Origin of the sequence: Palaeococcus ferrophilus DSM 13482, from assembly GCF_000966265.1 — an archaeon.
In the GTDB taxonomy this organism is placed as follows: Archaea; Methanobacteriota_B; Thermococci; order Thermococcales; family Thermococcaceae; genus Palaeococcus; species Palaeococcus ferrophilus.
On sequence record NZ_LANF01000014.1, the window covers coordinates 1 to 15280 of the forward strand.

A 15280-nucleotide genomic window follows, 5' to 3' on the forward strand; every position below is an offset into this window, starting at 1 on the left:
AAGGATTTGAAGAAAACGAGGTCGCCGTCGAGGGTGAGCTTGGCGATGAAGCCGTCCGCTCTGTTGAAGGTCGAGTCACCCATCTCACCTACCACGTAAACGTAGCCGTCGTGGAAGACCGCGTCCTTGGCCCACACCGGGGCGTTCGTGTAGTAAACGCGGGCGAAAAGGGGTTTTCCGTCCTTGATGGCCGTGGCGAAGAGGGCTCTGTCAGGGGTGAAGCTCTCGCTCGACCCCACGAGGAACACAGCCCCTCCCGCGGGCTGGACAAAGACGGCGCCGTCGTACTTGTCCCCTCCCCACGTGAGGCTCTCTATTTCGTAGGCGCTCACCATCGGAAGGAGAACCATAAGTATCAAAAATATCGCCAGTTTTCTCATTCGCATCACCTAAAAATTGGTTTGTTGTGGAAGTAAAAAGCTTTTACCATTTCCTTCTGCCCTTGCCGAAGAATATGTCCGTGACCTTAGGCAGGTCTTCCCCGCGGAACTCGTTGTAGAAGCGGTCCGTTTCCTCCATGGAGAGTCTTTCAAGCCCCTCCGGAACACCCTCAACGAGGGCATACTCCAAATCCTCACCCTTCCTGGCCACCTCGAGCGTGTAAACGGGCACACCTCTCTTCTCGGCCTCCTCAATCTCGGCAACCACACCCGCGGTCAGCTTCCCCATCACCGCGACCGCGACGAGTGATTTGGCTTTGCCTATCATGTGGAACGTCGAGCGGAGGCCGTAGCTTGAGGGCACGAGAATATTCTCCGCCCCGAGCTCCTCCTCGATGATACTCACTATAGCTTTCTCCGTCCTGGTGTTGTAGAGTATCGTGGGCTCGCTGAGGTAAACGAAGGGGCCCAAATCTTCCTCCCGTCTCTTACGCAAAAATCCGAACATTAAATCACCCCCGGCCTTTTCAGCCTTCTCCTCACCCATGGTTCCTTTTCTTGGGAACCTAATAAACCTTTGGAGGGGCATAGCTTTTTAACTTCTCTCACCTAGTGCCTTCCGGTGATACGAATGGAGGAGTTTGAGAAGGCCATGGCCGAGAAGGACTGCGAAAAGGTGCTTGAACTGTTTGACGATTACCTTGAGGGCGTCGAGGACGAGGATAAGCTCAGGGAAACCCTAAAAGAGCTTGAGAAGCTCGCGGTTGAGTGCTGGAGCTACGACCTGGCGCACGAGGTGGCCCACGTTTACGCCCACCTCGAGGAGGAAGAGAGGCTCTTCAACGCCTACAGGGGCATAGTGGAGAGGGCCAGGGGAAGCGAGCGCTATGCCGAGGCCCTCTACTACCTGGCCGACGCTTACGAGCACTTCGGCTTTTACGAGGATGCCCTCAAAACTTTTGAGGAGCTGTACGAGCTGGAAAAGGCCTCAGGGGAGAGGAAGGAGGAGGCCCTCACGCTGGCCCGCATGGCCCTGGTTCACGAAGAGCTGGATGACCTCGAGGAGGCCATAAGGAAGATGGAAGCCGCTAGCGCCCTGTTCAGGGAACTCGGCGATGATCTCAACCACATGATAACCCTTGTTGACCTGGCCCACTTCCACCACGAGGCGGGGGACGATGAGAGGGCCCTCGCTCTCCTCGAGGAGGTTCTCAGGAACCCGAGGGACACGGAGGTGGAGGTGAACGCGCTCCTCATAAGGGGCGAGGTGAAGCTCGAGAGGGGCCAGTACAGGGACGCCTTCAAAGACATCGCCATGGCGATGGCCAAGGCCCTCGAGACCAGCGAGGAGCTCTTCCTGTTCGTGTTCGATGCACTGAGGCAGTACATTGAGACGCTCATAACGGACAAGGAGTACGCCCCGGTTTACGAGAACATGGATCTCTTCGTGGAGGCCTTCGAGGGGCACGAGGAATACGCCAGCTTCTTCAGGGCCATAGCGGAGCTTGCCCGCTTTAAAGAGGGTCATGAGGAGGCGAAGGCACGCTTCGACGAGCTCTACTCAAAAATCGGGGACGAGGAGCTCAGGGCAATTCTGGATGAGCTCAAGAGCATAGGGACGACGGTTCTCAACATCGGGATGGGGCTTTGAGCCCCTTTTTCTACTTAAGAGAATTCTGCTTAAGAAAAGGGTTAAAATGCCCTTTCGGGCAATTCAGAACCTGGTAACGGTGGTTACCTGGGCGCTCTCGACGTTCTCGAGCTTCTCAATGGCCTCGGCAACCTCGTCGAAGGAGTATCCCTCGGCGTCCTTACCGAGGAGGTACACGTTGAGGGCGACGAGACCGAATGCTATCGGCTCCCTCTCGACCTTCTGGAAGCCGAACTTCTCGGGAATGACCTTCTTAATGGCCTCCTCGAGCTCGTCGAGGTTCACATCCGGGTCGGTCGGCATGACCTTTATAACGCCAACGAGGTTGAAGTCGCTCATTTCTTACACCTCCGTTTTTAATTCACGGGCCCTCCCAGCCGCACTTGGGGCACTTGTAGGTCACCCCGAGCACGCGGCAGCTTTCGCATCTCCATATGACCTCCTCACCGCAGTTGGGGCACACGAAGTGCGTGGCCTTCTCCCTTGGGCTAATCTCCTTTCCGCATGACGTGCAGACAGGCACTTTAAAGCTTTCCATTCACTCCACCTCCAGAAATGGGGTTTTTGGTTATCGTAAATTTCTGAATTCCCTTTATGGCGAGCCTTTATAAAGTTTACCATGCGCTTCAAAGGTTCTCCACGTTCTCCTCCAGCTTCTTCAGCTTCCCCTTGGCCCTCCTCAGCTGGCGGTTGGCCATTTCCACCGCCCGGGCTAGGTAATCTTCTCCCACCCAGAGCTCACCGTCCTCTCCCAGCGGGATGTCGAGCCGCTCGGTGGAGTGTATCTCCACCACGAGCTTCTTGTGGCTCACGCTCTTTATGCTCGAGTTCTTGAAGCCGCTGAGAACGCCGACGTTGAGGAGCCTCACCGCGTCTTCAAGCGTTCTCGAAGCCACGTGGAGTATCGGGGAGTGCACCATGAGCCAGAGCATCCCGCCGTCGTGCTTTTTCACAGCATTTAGGACCTCTTCGAGGCCGATCTCGCGGTGCCACTTCCCGAGCCACCTCGCGTTCACCTTGTCGCCGAAGTCGGGCATCTGCATGACGGTTATCCTTCCGGAGCACGAGGAGGTCGTGAAGTACTCTTCCCTTGAGTTTAGCTTCTCAAGCAGGGGGATAACATCCTCATCCACGAGCCCCAGCCTGAGGGCCTCCTCGAGCTTCTCCATAGCGAGCCTCTTCTGCAGTTCGAAGTTCTTCTCGTAAAGGTAGGGCATGGTTGATAGCTGGGGGAGGTGGTTAAAAACCTTTCCCGCGGTCGGGACACTCACGGGGACTTCGGGTTTGAGGTTGGCTTAAGGGATGCTTGGAGTTGCCAGGACTTTCTCTGTCCGCTGGGCGATTGTTATTTTCCCGCTTCCCCTTTACCCCTTCCCACTGGTGGATTTCAGAATTAGGGGTTAACGTAAGGGGCACGTTGGATTGCTGAAACCTCTCAGAAAACTGCCCCTCGAAAAGGGGAATTCTCGCCTGTTGGGAGTTTGTTGAGCTTCAGGCTTCCCCTTTACCCCTTCAAACGGATTCCTTTCTGGTGGGATTATTCGGCCCCCAGACAGCTCTCCCACCGGGCGATGGTTAAGCTGGTTGATTTCAGAATTAGGGGGTAACTTAGGGGGCACGAAAACTCGCAGACTCAAATCAGGCTAATGCCCCCAGATGGAAAGGCTTTCAAAAAGGGGAACCTTCACCTGCTGGGAGTTTGTTGGGCTTCAGTCTTCCCCTTTACCCCTTCAAACTGGCGGGTTTCAGAATCAGGGGGTACCTTAGGGGGCAAGAGTCCTTGCTGTGACTTGCCCGACTCCTGCCCCCAGATGGAAAGGCTTTTAAAAACTTCCAAAAACAATTGAAACCGGGAGCGTTCCTCGCACACGCGGGGGTTGCCGAGCCTGGTCAAAGGCGGCGGACTCAAGATCCGCTCCCGCAGGGGTTCAGGGGTTCAAATCCCCTCCCCCGCACCATTTCGCCTTCTGGAAAGCCATGCAAGTGCTTTTGCGGCCTTCTCCGGTGTTGGGAAGTTCTTGATGCCGTGCTTCTCGAGCAGTTCAACACCCTCCCTAACGAGCTCCCCGGCCATGAAGTTAACGATTATGGGCTTGGAGCAGTTTGCCTCAACGATGGCCCTCGCTATCTCCTCGCTCGGTATGAATATGGGCGGCACGCAGATTACCAGGAGGGAATCAACGTTCTCGTCTCCGCAGGTTATTTCTATTGTTCTCCTGTAGCGCTCGTAGTCCGCATCGGCTATCAAATCTATCGGGTTCTTCACGGAGCACTGGGACGGGAGGAACGACCTAAGGGCTTCAACCGTTTCTTCGCCCAGCTTGGCTATCTCAAGGCCGAGCCTTTCGAGCTTGTCCGTCGCCAAAACTCCCGGCCCTCCGGAGTTCGTGATGACAGCGACCCTCTTCCCGGCTTTGGCGTACATCTCAAAAGCTTTGGCTGCATCAAAGACCTCCTCCATCTCCTCGACCTCTATGGCGCCAGCCTGCTTGAAGGCCGCGCGGTAGATTTCATAGCTCCCCGCGAGAGAACCCGTGTGCGAGGCAGCGGCCTTCGCACCGCTCGCGCTCTTTCCTGCCTTGAGCACTATGACGGGCTTCTTCGATGAGGCGTAGCGGAGCGCCTTGAGGAAGCGCCTCCCGTCCTTCACCCCCTCGATGTAGAGGGCTATTGCCCTCGTGTTCTCATCGTCGGCAAAGTACTCCAAAAAGTCACTCTCGTTGAGATCAGCGGCGTTCCCGTAGGAGACGAAGGCGGAAAAGCCAACCCCTTCATCGTTGCCCATGGCCAACGCCGCACCACCGAAGGCCCCGCTCTGGCTGATCAAAGCTAATCCGCCGGGCTTAACGCGAACCTCGAAGGAGCCGAAGAACCTTCCATGAACTCCAAAGATGCCCGCGCAGTTGGGGCCGATTATTCTCACGCCGTGCTTTTTGGCTCTCTGGACCAGTTCGCGCTCAAGCTCCCCGTTGCCCACCTCTGAAAAGCCCGCGGAGATTACAACGGCCCCCCTGATGAGCGGCCCGATTTCGTCAATTAAATCAGGGACGATTTTAGCTGGAACCGCGATTATGGCGGTATCAACGGGCTCTTCAAGCTTCTCCCCGATTTCAAAGCTCTTCCCCGCGATTTCAACCCTTCCACCCTTCGGGTTCACCGGGAGGATATTCCCATCGAAGCCTCCCTCGACGATGTTCCTCAGGATTTCATATGCTATCGCTCCTTTCTTGAACGATCCAAAGACGGCCACGCTCGACGGGTAGAAAAAAGCATCCAAACTCACACCACCACCTCCGTAGGAATGTCGCGGAACGCTAAAAAAGCTTATTGGTGGTTCCAGTTCTTTCAAAAAATTGGGAGGAAGGGTCACCTCTTCTTCGGCAGCCCGCTGCCCCTCTTGGTCTTGGGTGCCCTCTCCCTTCTCCTCGATTTCTCCTCGCGCCCTGTGAGGAGGAGCGCACCCAGGATCAGGCCCGCAACGACGAGGCCCGCTACTATGAGCTTCTTCGTGTTCTTCTCCTCCGCGTAGAGCACGTTCACGGAGTACCCGTTTACCCTGCTTTCCTTGTGCTCCCCGGCTATCGAGACGCTGTCGAACCTGAAGGGGAAGGTAACGGTCACGTTCCATTCCTTGGTGAAGAGGCTCTCGCGGTAGTCCACCTGCGGCTTTATTTCGCCCCTTACCTCTATCCTGTTCTCCCCCGCATTCACTGAGAGTCCTGTGGCGCCCATGTTCTTCTCGAACTCTTCCACGAGGCGCTTCTCTATGTACTCGTTAACGGGCGCCCCCTCGAAGGTGGCGTTGAACTTCATGAAGCCGCTCCAGTCGTACTGAAGGGTTATTGCCTTCCTGGTGGAGTTGAGGAACTCGCCCCAGGTTACGAAGTTCCCAGAGGTCTGGTTTTCGCTTGCGGTCTTGTTCTGCTGCAGCTCCTCGTAGAGGGACGCGTCGTAGGTTATCACGACTATCGGGAGGAAGTCCCCGTTCTCCCAGTAAGCGACGTTGTCGGTGAAGTCCTTCGGAACGGGGGCGAGGTTGAGGACGTAGGCGTCCCTCGGTAGCGTCAGGTAGAGGCGACTCCACATGTAGGAGTAGACCACGTTGCGGTAGGTGAAGCGGAGCGGGCCGTAGAAAGCGGTCTGGAGTTTCTTGCCATCCTCAACAAGGTAGTTGTACCACTTGAATGTGACGGTTGCGGTCCAGTTGTCCCCGATTTTAACGAGCCCCTCCGCGGGAATCACGATATGGGCGTCGGGATAGCGCTCGGTAACTTCATCCTTGAGTTGGCGGTAGACCATGCTGTAGAGGAGGTTCTCGAAGGCTTTGTTGGCCTCCTCCGTACCGTTGTTCTTGGCGATTGATTCGAGCTCCGTCCTTTCGTCCTTGTCTACGAGCTTGACGCTTATCCTGAAGACTGCGGAGCCCGACTCCGACACGGTTATGTGGACGGTCATGTCGAAGAGGGGCTGCGGCGAATAAGCGCTCACGCCTCCCACACTCAGTGCCGAGAGAAGGAGGATACCCATGATTAACAGTGCGGCCTTTCTCACCCTTTCACCCCCAAAGTTTTTTTAGGCGGGGACAAAAAAAGTTATTGGTTTAGTCCTCTAATTTTGCGCGGTGGGAGCATGGGGAAGTACAGAAAGGTTGTCGTTGGAGGGACTTTCGACCGCCTTCACCTTGGCCATAAGGCGCTTCTCCGCAGGGCGTTCGAGGTGGGGCGCTTCGTCTACATAGGCCTGACCTCGGACGAGATGGTAAAGGACAAGCCCTACGCCGAGAGGATACTCCCCTACCCCCACCGTCTAAGGGACCTCCTCAAGTTCCTTGAGGTGAACGGTTATCAAAACTACCGCATCATAAAAATCCACAATGCCCTCGGATTTACGGTTGAATTTCGGGAGCTTGAGGCCATAGTTGTGAGCGAGGAGACCTACAAGGGTGCCCTCCTCGTAAACCGCGCCAGGGAGGAGCACGGCCTCAAACCCCTCGCCATCGAGAGGATACCCATAATCAGGAGCGGTATAGGGGAGAAGATAAGCTCATCGCTCATAAGGGCTGGCTTGATAGACCCCTTTGGCAACCCTGTTAGGAGGTGATAAAATGAAGGTCATAACCATCGGCTCGGGTGTTGGTGGACTCCTCGCCTCGGCCTTCCTGGCCCGGGGGGGTCATGAGGTGGTTGTCCTTGAGAAATCGCCCTTCATAGGGGGCAGGTGCACGAATATAGAATACATGGGCTTCGGCCTCTCCACGGGGGCGTTCCACATGATCCCCCACGGCTCGGACGGGCCCCTCGCCCACCTGCTCCGCCTCATAGGGGCCGACGTGGAGATAGTCAACTCCGACCCCAAGGGGCTCATACGCTATGACGGAAGGACTTTCCACTACCGCGAGGGGTGGAAGTACCTGGGCTGGCGCGAGAGGGCAAGGGCCATGAAACTCATGGCCGATGTAAAGCGCGGGAAGCTCCCCCCCGAGGGAATTAGCGCGAGGGAGTGGATAGCGGAGAGCGTAGGTGAGAACGAGTTCGTTATGAGGTTTATAGAGTCCTTCCTCGGGTGGGCGGTTAGCCTGACCGGCGACGACGTTCCCGCGGTGGAGCTCGCGAAGGAGATAAAGGCCGCCCTCCGCTGGGGCGGGCCGGGTCTGATAAGGGGAGGATGTAAGGCGCTCACGGGGGGCATAGCGGAGCGCGTTGAGGCCTATGGGGGGAGGATACTCACGGGGAAGAGGGTAGTCGAGGTGGACGTGGAGAGGAAGAGGGTTCTGACATCGGAGAACGAGGAGTTCCCCTACGACGTCCTCATCTCAAACGCGGGGATTAGAGAGACGGTTGAGCTCGTTGGAAGGGAGCACTTTGATGGGGACTACCTGAGGAAGCTCGACTCCCTGAGGCCGAGCGAGGGCATAAAGTACAACATCGCCCTCCCGGGGAAACCGAGGATAGGCAACACCGTGGTGTTCACTCTCGACGCGGAGAGAATAAACGGCTACAACGAACCCTCCTCACTCTCGCCGGAGCTCGCACCGAAGGGTTATACGCTCGTCATGGCCCATCACGCCCTCAGGAGCAGGAACATCCGGAAGGAGCGCGAGCTAGGTTTGAGGGACGTTGAGGAGCTCTTCCCCGACGGGGAGGTCGTCATGGTGCAGACTTACCTCGACGGCAACCCGGTTAACCGCGTCGCATCGGGCCAGCACCTCGAGCTCCCGCTGGATGATGTCTTCGTGGTGGGGGACGCATATAAGGGTGAAGGCGGCATAGAAATAGATGGAATCGCCCTTGGAGTTATGAAGGTTCTCCAGAGGCTCAACGTGGCAAAATTCGACGAGTGGTACCTTTAAGGGGTCAGCCCATGCGAGTCTCCTCATCGTTCGGGCGAAATCTCCCTCATCATCCCCGAGAATGGTTGGGGGGAGGGGTTATAAACCTACCCCTCTATGAGTTTACGTATCGAGGCTTCGTAGGCCTCCAGGAGGAGCAGGTGCTCCCGCCTTACCTTGCCTGAAGCACTGACATCTTCGTAGAAGTCTTTGAGTGAATCCAGAACTCTCTCCGCTTTTTCCCTGCTTCCGTTTGCGTTCCTCAAAAGCCTTCCCCTCAGGAAGGGGAGCACCTCTTCGGGCCGCCCCATGGCGGACCAGTAAAGACCCTCCTTCAAAATTTCTCCGATAACCTCTTCAGAAAAGCTCCTACCTTTTTCCTTAGAGATGGGTTTCCCACTCCCTCCTCACGGTAATCACCAGCATAGTGCTGGCGCGACTCCTAATTAAATTTTCCCGAATTTTGTCGTCATTTGAATAGAAAAATGGGGATATTTTGAAAATATGACGGCTAAGGTAGGGAACCCTTTGGGATTTTTGTCATCCTGCCATCGCGAGGAGTGCCACGATGAGCAGCACGGGGGCGAGGTAGGAGAGCGCTATTTTGAGCCTTCTCATCTTGCATCACCGTGTCCGAACGTGCACATTTGCTTAAAAGCTTTGCGTTTGTAAAGTTCTGTGGAGGGCCCCATGGGGTTTGAGGGGCTTCGCCTGGAGGGGAATGGGGTTCGAGAACCGTCGTGGAAACCCTTAAAAACCCTCCTCATGTTCATGTTAAAAAGGACGTGGAGGTCCGGCAGATATGGGAAAATTTGAACAGAAACTTGTTAACGCGATTAAGGGGTACACCTTCGACGACGTTCTTCTGATACCGCAGGCAACCGAGGTCGAGCCCAAGGACGTTGACGTCTCCACCAGGATAACGCCCAACGTGAGGCTCAACATCCCCATTTTGAGCGCCGCCATGGACACCGTCACCGAGTGGGAGATGGCGGTCGCGATGGCCAGGGAAGGCGGTTTGGGGGTCATCCACAGGAACATGAGCATCGAGGAGCAGGCGGAGATGGTCAGGAGGGTGAAGAGGGCGGAGCGCTTCATAGTCGAGGACGTCATAACGATCTCTCCCGACGAGACCCTCGACTACGCGCTTTTCCTGATGGAGAGGAACGACATAGACGGTCTCCCGGTCGTGGAGGACGGGAAGCTGGTGGGAATCATCACGAAGAAGGACATAGCCGTCAAAGAGGGCCAGAAGGTTAGAGAAGCCATGACTGGGGAGCTAATAACCGTCCCGGAGAACGTCGAGGTGGAGGAGGCCCTCTCGATAATGTTTGAGAACAAGATTGACCGCCTCCCCGTCGTTGATAGCGAGGGGAGACTCGTTGGCCTAATAACGATGAGCGACCTCACCAAGAGGAGGAAGTACCGGAACGCGGTGAGGGATGATAACGGTGACCTGGTTGTTGCAGTTGCAGTCGGTCCCTTCGACCTCGAGAGGGCGAAAGCCCTTGACAGGGCTGGGGCTGACGTTATAGTCGTGGACACCGCCCACGCCCACAACCTCAAGGCGATAAGGGCGATGAGGGAGATAAGGAATGCCGTTGACGCCGATCTTATAGTGGGCAACATCGCCAATCCAAAGGCGGTGGACGACTTAGCCTTTGCCGATGCGGTCAAGGTAGGAATCGGACCGGGGAGCATATGCACCACGCGCGTTGTTGCGGGCGTTGGCGTCCCCCAGGTTACCGCCATAGCGCTCGTGGCAGACAGGGCCGGGGAATACGGCCTTCACGTGATAGCGGACGGGGGAATACGCTATTCTGGCGACATAGTTAAGGCCATAGCCGCTGGGGCAGATGCGGTAATGCTTGGCTCTCTATTGGCTGGGACAAAGGAGGCCCCCGGCAAGGAAGTGGTTATCAACGGAAGGCGCTACAAGCAGTACCGCGGTATGGGCTCCCTCGGGGCCATGATGAAGGGAGGTGCCGAGAGGTACTACCAGAAGGGCCACATGAAGACGAGGAAGTTCGTGCCCGAGGGGGTTGAGGGTGTCGTGCCATACAAGGGAAGCGTGAGCGACGTTCTCTACCAGCTGGTCGGCGGTCTCCGCTCAGGAATGGGCTACGTTGGGGCGAAAAACATTCCGGCGCTCAAGGAGAGGGGAGAGTTCGTGGTCATAACGCACGCGGGCTACATCGAGAGCCACCCGCACGACATCACCATAACCAACGAGGCACCGAACTACCCCGTCGGCAAGTGATTGTCAATATGTCAATGAATCTTCGATAAAAGTTAAATTCCTTCCTTCTTTTCCTATTCTGGTGGTCATAATGATACCGAGAACAATGAGCACTCAGCACCCGGACAACGTTTTTGTCCCTTTCTTTGCCCGCTCCGCCCTCCTTGAGGGGGAGGACGAGGTGACGGAGGCGTTCTACGCCTTCAGCGTTCTTGGAATCGAGGAGCAGATGTGGGACTTCGAGGGTAAGGAAGTGGACAGCTTCGTCGTAAAAAAGCTTCTTGAGTCCCATCCCGAGTTCTTCACCTCCCAGAGGCTTGGTGAGGACTTTCGTTTAACTCCAAGGGTGCCGAACCCGGGGATTGAGAGGTCCGAGGCCAAGTTCCTCATGGAGACGCTTCAGGGCATCCCCCGCTCTGCGGACTACGCGAGGATATTCTACGGGGAGTCCAGCCCCCCTATCTTTGAGGTGATACTCCCCATGACGACGGCCCCTGAGGAGATAGAGAGGGTTTATGAGCTCTATCGAAAGTTCGTCGCGGGGCTGCAGTACAGACGCGTCTTTGACGTTAAAATAAACGAATGGATAGGCGACTTTGAGCCCAGGGAGATAGGCGTCATCCCGCTCTTCGAGACCAAGGAGGCCATACTCAACTCCGCCTCAATCCTCGAGGAGTACATTCAGGGGAAGCCCTTTGAGGAGCAGCGCGTCTTTCTGGCAAGGAGCGACCCGGCGATGAACTACGGTCTTATAAGCGCGGTTGTGTACGATAAATACGCCCTCTACAGGCTGGCGGAGCTTGAGGAGGAGATGAGCGTTGGAATCTATCCGATAATCGGTGTTGGCAGCGCGCCCTTCAGGGGGCATCTGACCCCGGAAAACGTTGATGCCGTCCTCAGGGAATACCCGAGCGCGCAGACCTTCACCCTTCAGAGCTCCTTCAAATACGACAACTCCCCGAAGGACGTCATAAAGGCGGTGGAGAGGATCAACGAGAGCAGAAGGGAAAATGCGGAGCCCGTCGAGGAGGACAAGCTGAGGGTCCTCGAGAAGTACGAGGAGGAGTACAGGAGGCAGGTAAAGCTCCTTGCCCCGCATATAAGGCGTGTTGCAAGGATGATACCCCCAAGGAGGAAGAGAAAGCTCCACATAGGCCTGTTCGGCTACACCCGCGAGGTGGACGGCGTGGCGCTCCCGAGGGCCATAAAGTTCACCGCGGCCCTGTACTCCATTGGAATTCCCCCGGAGGTTCTGGGATTAGGGGTGCTCTCCGAGCGGGAGCTTGAAGAGCTCGGTGAGACGTATAGGGGCCTCTACGACGACATCGAGTTTGCCCTCAGGTTCTTCAACCCCGAAATCGCCCAGCGCCTCGGTCTCGACGGACTGGTGAAGCTCTACAATGAGTGGAAGGTCGAGGGAGTGGCGGAGTACATTGAGGGCACGAAAAAAGTTTGGAAGGGGTTCGAGGGCCCGGTTCTCGAGCTGGCTGCGATGAGGGGCTTCCTCGGCTAGCCCCCTATCCTCTCGGGAAGGGACTCGTGAACCTCCTTAAGCTCAGACACGGGCTTCATGAGGAGCTCCTCTCCACCCCAGAGGAAGATCGCTTTATCTCCGCCGGCCCTGCCGATGACGGCGAAGTGTTTGAAGATTGCCCTAAGCACTTCGAGGTTCTCCTCGGGGAAGGTCACTATGTAGCGCCCGTGGCTCTCGCTGAAGGCAACCTCAAGCGGGTTCGAAGCTTCAGCTGGAACCTTCGAGAGGTCGAGAATGAAGCCCGTGCCACCCCAAACGGCCATCTCCGCCAGGGCCACCGCTATTCCGCCCCTGCTAACGTCGTGGACGGTCCTAACGAGGCCCTTCCTTATTGCCTCGAGGATTCCCTCGGCGTTGGCCTTCTCCTCCTCAAGGTTCACCCTGGGAGCGATGCCACCCTCAAGGCCGAGCCTCGCGTAGAGCTCCGAACCGCCGAGCTCCCTCCTCGTGACCCCCACGATCCCTATGAGAAGGCCCTTCTCGAGGCCGAAGCCAGGTATATTCTCAAGCTCGACCTTTCCGAGGGCAGCGACCACCGGAGTCGGCTTTATGGGCCTGTCAACGACCTCGTTGTAGAAGCTGACGTTTCCGCTCACGTACGCTAGGCCAAAGGCCCTTGCCGCGTCAGCCAGCCCCTTAACCGTCTCCTTAAAGCTCCAGTAGACCTCGGGCCTCTCCGGAGAGGCGAAGTTGAGGTTGTCAACCAAAGCCAAGGGCTCGGCACCCACGCTCACGAGGTTCCTGACAACTTCAGCCACGGCCCCCATCGCCCCGTGGTAGGGGTTGAGGTGGCTGTGGTTCGGGTTTCCATCGGCCACGAACGCTAACCCGTAGCGCTCGTTGATCCTGAGCACGGCCGCGTCAGAGCCGGGTTTCACAACAGTCCTCCCCTGAACCTCGTGGTCGTAGGTCTCCCACACCCAGCGCTTGCTAACCACGTTGGGACTTTTCCAGACCAGCTCGAAAGCCTCTGAAAACCTTATCTCCGGTGTTTTCACGTCCCTTTCGATGCTGTAGGGTCTCATCTCCCACTTGAGCGTCGGAACATCCGCGAGGAGGCTTATTGGTAGATCCGCGGCCTTCTCCCCGTTCCAATAGACAACGTAGCGCGGCTCCTCAATGGTTTTCCCGATAACGGTCCACTCAAGGCCGTACTTCTCGAAAATCTTTCCGATTTCTTCGACGTCTTCCTCTCTAACGGCGAAGAGCATCCTCTCCTGGCTCTCGGATATCATTACCTCCGTAGGTGTCATGTTTGGCTCCCTGAGGGGGACGCGGTCCGCATATACTACCGCGCCAAAGCCCTTCTTCCCTGCCATCTCCGAGGAGGCGCAGGTAAGCCCGCCGCCGCCGAGGTCTTTGAGGGCCCTGACCTTCCCTGTGTGGACGGCTTCAAGCGTTGCCTCGATGAGGAGCTTCTCCGTGAACGGGTCGGGAATCTGAACCGCGGAGCGGTCTTCCTCCTCAGCGTTCTCACTCAGCTCTTCACTCGCGAAGGTAACTCCGTGGATTCCGTCTCTTCCAGTTCTGTTGCCGACGAGGACGAGCTTCAGCCCAGCCTCCTCAACGTAGCTGTGGACGAAGTGCTCTGGCCTCATTATTCCAATGCAGGCGACGTTAACGAGCGTGTAGTTATCCAGGCTCTCGTCGAACTCCGTCTCCCCACCAACGGTCGGCACGCCTATCCTGTTGCCGTAGTCCGCTATGCCCTTCACGACTCCCTGGAAGAGGTAGCGGTTCCTCTCCTTCTCAAGCGGCCCGAAGCGTATTGGATCGAGGAGCGCTATGGGCCTTGCACCCATGCAGAGTATGTCCCTCACGATGCCGCCGACACCCGTGGCGGCACCGCCGTAGGGTTCAACGGCGCTCGGATGGTTGTGGCTCTCGATTCCAACCGCTATCCAGGTTTCATCGTCGAACCTCACTATCCCGGCGTCCTCCCCGGGGCCGAGGACAACGTGCTCGTTCTCCGTTGGGAGGAGCTTAAGGAACGGCCTGCTCGACTTGTATGATGCGTGCTCGCTCCACATGACTTCCAGCATTGCCTTTTCCACTTCGTTCGGCTCCCTTCCGAGCCTCTCGCGAATGAGCCTTTCCTCGTGGGGGAACATGATTTCACCTCCTCGCCCACTCCACCATGCTCCTGAAGAGCCTCAGGCCATCTTCACTGCCCAGGAAGCGGTCGCTCGCCCTCTCCGGGTGCGGCATCGTGCCGAGGACGTTGCCCCTCTCGTTAGCCACCGCCGCTGTATTGAGGAGCGAGCCGTTGGGATTGGCTTCATCAGTTATGTTGCCCTTCTCGTCGCTGTACTGGAAAACAACTCTAACCTTTGATGGATTATCAACGTAGTAGTTGCCCTCGGCGTGGGCTATCGGCATCCTTATGACCTCCCCGGGTTCGTAGAGTTGAGTAAAAGGCGTTTCAGCGTCGGTGACCCTGAGATGCACCCACCTGCAGATGAAGCGCGGAGTTTTGTTCGGCCTCAGCGCGCCAGGGAGGAGGCCTGCCTCCGTCAGAACCTGGAAGCCGTTGCATATCCCTAAAACCGGCCTTCCCTCACGGGCGAACTCTTTTACCTCCTCCATTATCTCCTGACGAGCAGCTATCGCTCCGGCCCTCAGGTAGTCCGCGTAGCTGAAGCCGCCGGGAAGGACGACGCCGTCAAAGTCTTTCAAAGAGCTCTTGTACCACACGCGCTCCGCCTCCCCTCCAGCCTCCCTTATTGCTCTCTCCGTCTCGAAGTCGCAGTTGGTTCCCGGGAAGACAACGACGGCAAACTTCACCATCTCAGCTCACCGGCTCTACGCTGTACTCCCACTCGTGGATGAGGGGATTCGCGAGGAGCTTTCTGCACATCCCCTCAACGTCTTCCTCGGGCTTTTCGCTCTCAAGTTCGAACTCAAAGTACTTTGGAACGCGCAGGTTCTCCACTCTGAACCCGAGGTTCCTCAGGGCGTTTCCAATGACCCTTCCCTCGGGGTCGTTGAGGCCTTCCTTAAGCCGCACGATGACCCTAACCTTCCACCTCATCTTTATCACCTTGTCAGAAAAATGTAAAAATTTGGAGTTTTTAAGGTTTATTTTGACATAAATATGTTAAAAAAATTACCCGGAGAGCAAACTTTTGCTGGGGTACAACCCCATTCG

16 protein-coding genes and 1 tRNA gene are annotated in these 15280 nt (G+C 56.8%); 6 read left to right on the top strand and 11 right to left on the bottom strand.

Features of this window, described 5'->3' with window-relative positions:
• Window positions 1-389, bottom strand: a 389-nt coding sequence (locus tag PFER_RS08015; protein ID WP_157255162.1) for a hypothetical protein, incomplete at its 3' end; no start/stop codon positions are given.
• A gap of 34 nt (window positions 390-423) precedes the next feature.
• Window positions 424-927, bottom strand: coding sequence for a hypothetical protein (locus PFER_RS08020; RefSeq protein ID WP_245612510.1), 504 nt, complete (start codon window positions 925-927; stop codon window positions 424-426).
• 84 nt (window positions 928-1011) lie between these two features.
• On the opposite strand from PFER_RS08020, the gene PFER_RS08025 reads away from it, so the two are divergent.
• The gene (locus PFER_RS08025; RefSeq protein ID WP_048150950.1) at window positions 1012-2031 is read left to right on the top strand and encodes a tetratricopeptide repeat protein; all 1020 of its coding nucleotides are present in this window, start codon (window positions 1012-1014) and stop codon (window positions 2029-2031) included.
• A 63-nt stretch (window positions 2032-2094) separates the two neighbouring features.
• Here PFER_RS08025 and PFER_RS08030 read toward each other — a convergent pair whose 3' ends face one another.
• The 3 genes from PFER_RS08030 to taw3 all read right to left on the bottom strand — a co-directional run bounded on the left by PFER_RS08030 (window position 2095) and on the right by taw3 (window position 3248).
• The gene (locus tag PFER_RS08030; protein WP_048150953.1) at window positions 2095-2370 is read right to left on the bottom strand and encodes an elongation factor 1-beta; all 276 of its coding nucleotides are present in this window, start codon (window positions 2368-2370) and stop codon (window positions 2095-2097) included.
• A 22-nt stretch (window positions 2371-2392) separates the two neighbouring features.
• Window positions 2393-2569 carry a zinc finger domain-containing protein gene (locus tag PFER_RS08035; RefSeq protein ID WP_048150955.1) on the bottom strand — a complete coding sequence of 59 codons (177 nt, stop codon included), beginning with the start codon at window positions 2567-2569 and terminating at the stop codon, window positions 2393-2395.
• Window positions 2570-2657: 88 nt separating this feature from the next.
• Window positions 2658-3248 carry a tRNA(Phe) 7-((3-amino-3-carboxypropyl)-4-demethylwyosine(37)-N(4))-methyltransferase Taw3 gene (gene taw3 / locus PFER_RS08040; protein ID WP_048150958.1) on the bottom strand — a complete coding sequence of 197 codons (591 nt, stop codon included), beginning with the start codon at window positions 3246-3248 and terminating at the stop codon, window positions 2658-2660.
• A 653-nt stretch (window positions 3249-3901) separates the two neighbouring features.
• Between taw3 and PFER_RS08050 the strand changes: the two genes are divergently transcribed.
• Window positions 3902-3989 (top strand) — tRNA-Leu (locus tag PFER_RS08050).
• On the opposite strand, the gene PFER_RS08055 is transcribed toward PFER_RS08050, so the two are convergent.
• Both PFER_RS08055 and PFER_RS08060 read right to left on the bottom strand, forming a co-directional pair.
• Window positions 3968-5308 carry an acetate--CoA ligase family protein gene (locus tag PFER_RS08055; protein WP_048151148.1) on the bottom strand — a complete coding sequence of 447 codons (1341 nt, stop codon included), beginning with the start codon at window positions 5306-5308 and terminating at the stop codon, window positions 3968-3970. The genes PFER_RS08050 and PFER_RS08055 overlap by 22 nt on opposite strands.
• Window positions 5309-5397: 89 nt before the next feature.
• On the bottom strand, window positions 5398-6582 hold the full coding sequence (locus PFER_RS08060; protein ID WP_048150964.1) for a hypothetical protein: 1185 nt from the start codon (window positions 6580-6582) through the stop codon (window positions 5398-5400).
• A gap of 78 nt (window positions 6583-6660) precedes the next feature.
• On the opposite strand from PFER_RS08060, the gene coaD reads away from it, so the two are divergent.
• Both coaD and PFER_RS08070 read left to right on the top strand, forming a co-directional pair.
• The gene (coaD, locus tag PFER_RS08065; RefSeq protein ID WP_048150967.1) at window positions 6661-7131 is read left to right on the top strand and encodes a phosphopantetheine adenylyltransferase; all 471 of its coding nucleotides are present in this window, start codon (window positions 6661-6663) and stop codon (window positions 7129-7131) included.
• Between the two features lie 4 nt (window positions 7132-7135).
• A complete protein-coding gene (locus PFER_RS08070) occupies window positions 7136-8380 on the top strand; it encodes a phytoene desaturase family protein (RefSeq protein ID WP_048150970.1) in 1245 nt (414 codons plus the stop codon).
• A gap of 86 nt (window positions 8381-8466) precedes the next feature.
• Here PFER_RS08070 and PFER_RS08075 read toward each other — a convergent pair whose 3' ends face one another.
• On the bottom strand, window positions 8467-8670 hold the full coding sequence (locus PFER_RS08075; RefSeq protein ID WP_157255164.1) for a hypothetical protein: 204 nt from the start codon (window positions 8668-8670) through the stop codon (window positions 8467-8469).
• Window positions 8671-9161: 491 nt separating this feature from the next.
• Between PFER_RS08075 and guaB the strand changes: the two genes are divergently transcribed.
• Window positions 9162-10619 (top strand): IMP dehydrogenase, encoded by a 1458-nt coding sequence (gene guaB / locus PFER_RS08080; protein WP_048150975.1) that lies wholly within the window; start codon window positions 9162-9164, stop codon window positions 10617-10619.
• Between the two features lie 70 nt (window positions 10620-10689).
• Complete coding sequence (ppcA, locus tag PFER_RS08085) at window positions 10690-12111, top strand: phosphoenolpyruvate carboxylase (RefSeq protein ID WP_048150978.1); 1422 nt, start codon at window positions 10690-10692, stop codon at window positions 12109-12111.
• On the opposite strand, the gene purL is transcribed toward ppcA, so the two are convergent.
• Genes purL through purS form a run of 3 tightly spaced genes read right to left on the bottom strand, consistent with a single transcriptional unit; the run spans window position 12108 to window position 15163 of the window.
• On the bottom strand, window positions 12108-14243 hold the full coding sequence (gene purL, locus PFER_RS08090) for a phosphoribosylformylglycinamidine synthase subunit PurL (RefSeq protein ID WP_048150981.1): 2136 nt from the start codon (window positions 14241-14243) through the stop codon (window positions 12108-12110). The genes ppcA and purL overlap by 4 nt on opposite strands.
• A 4-nt stretch (window positions 14244-14247) precedes the next feature.
• Window positions 14248-14919, bottom strand: coding sequence for a phosphoribosylformylglycinamidine synthase I (purQ, locus tag PFER_RS08095; RefSeq protein WP_048150983.1), 672 nt, complete (start codon window positions 14917-14919; stop codon window positions 14248-14250).
• Between the two features lies 1 nt (window position 14920).
• Entirely contained in the window at window positions 14921-15163 is a 243-nt protein-coding gene (purS, locus tag PFER_RS08100; RefSeq protein ID WP_048150986.1) for a phosphoribosylformylglycinamidine synthase subunit PurS, read from the bottom strand.
• Window positions 15164-15280 lie beyond the last annotated feature (117 nt).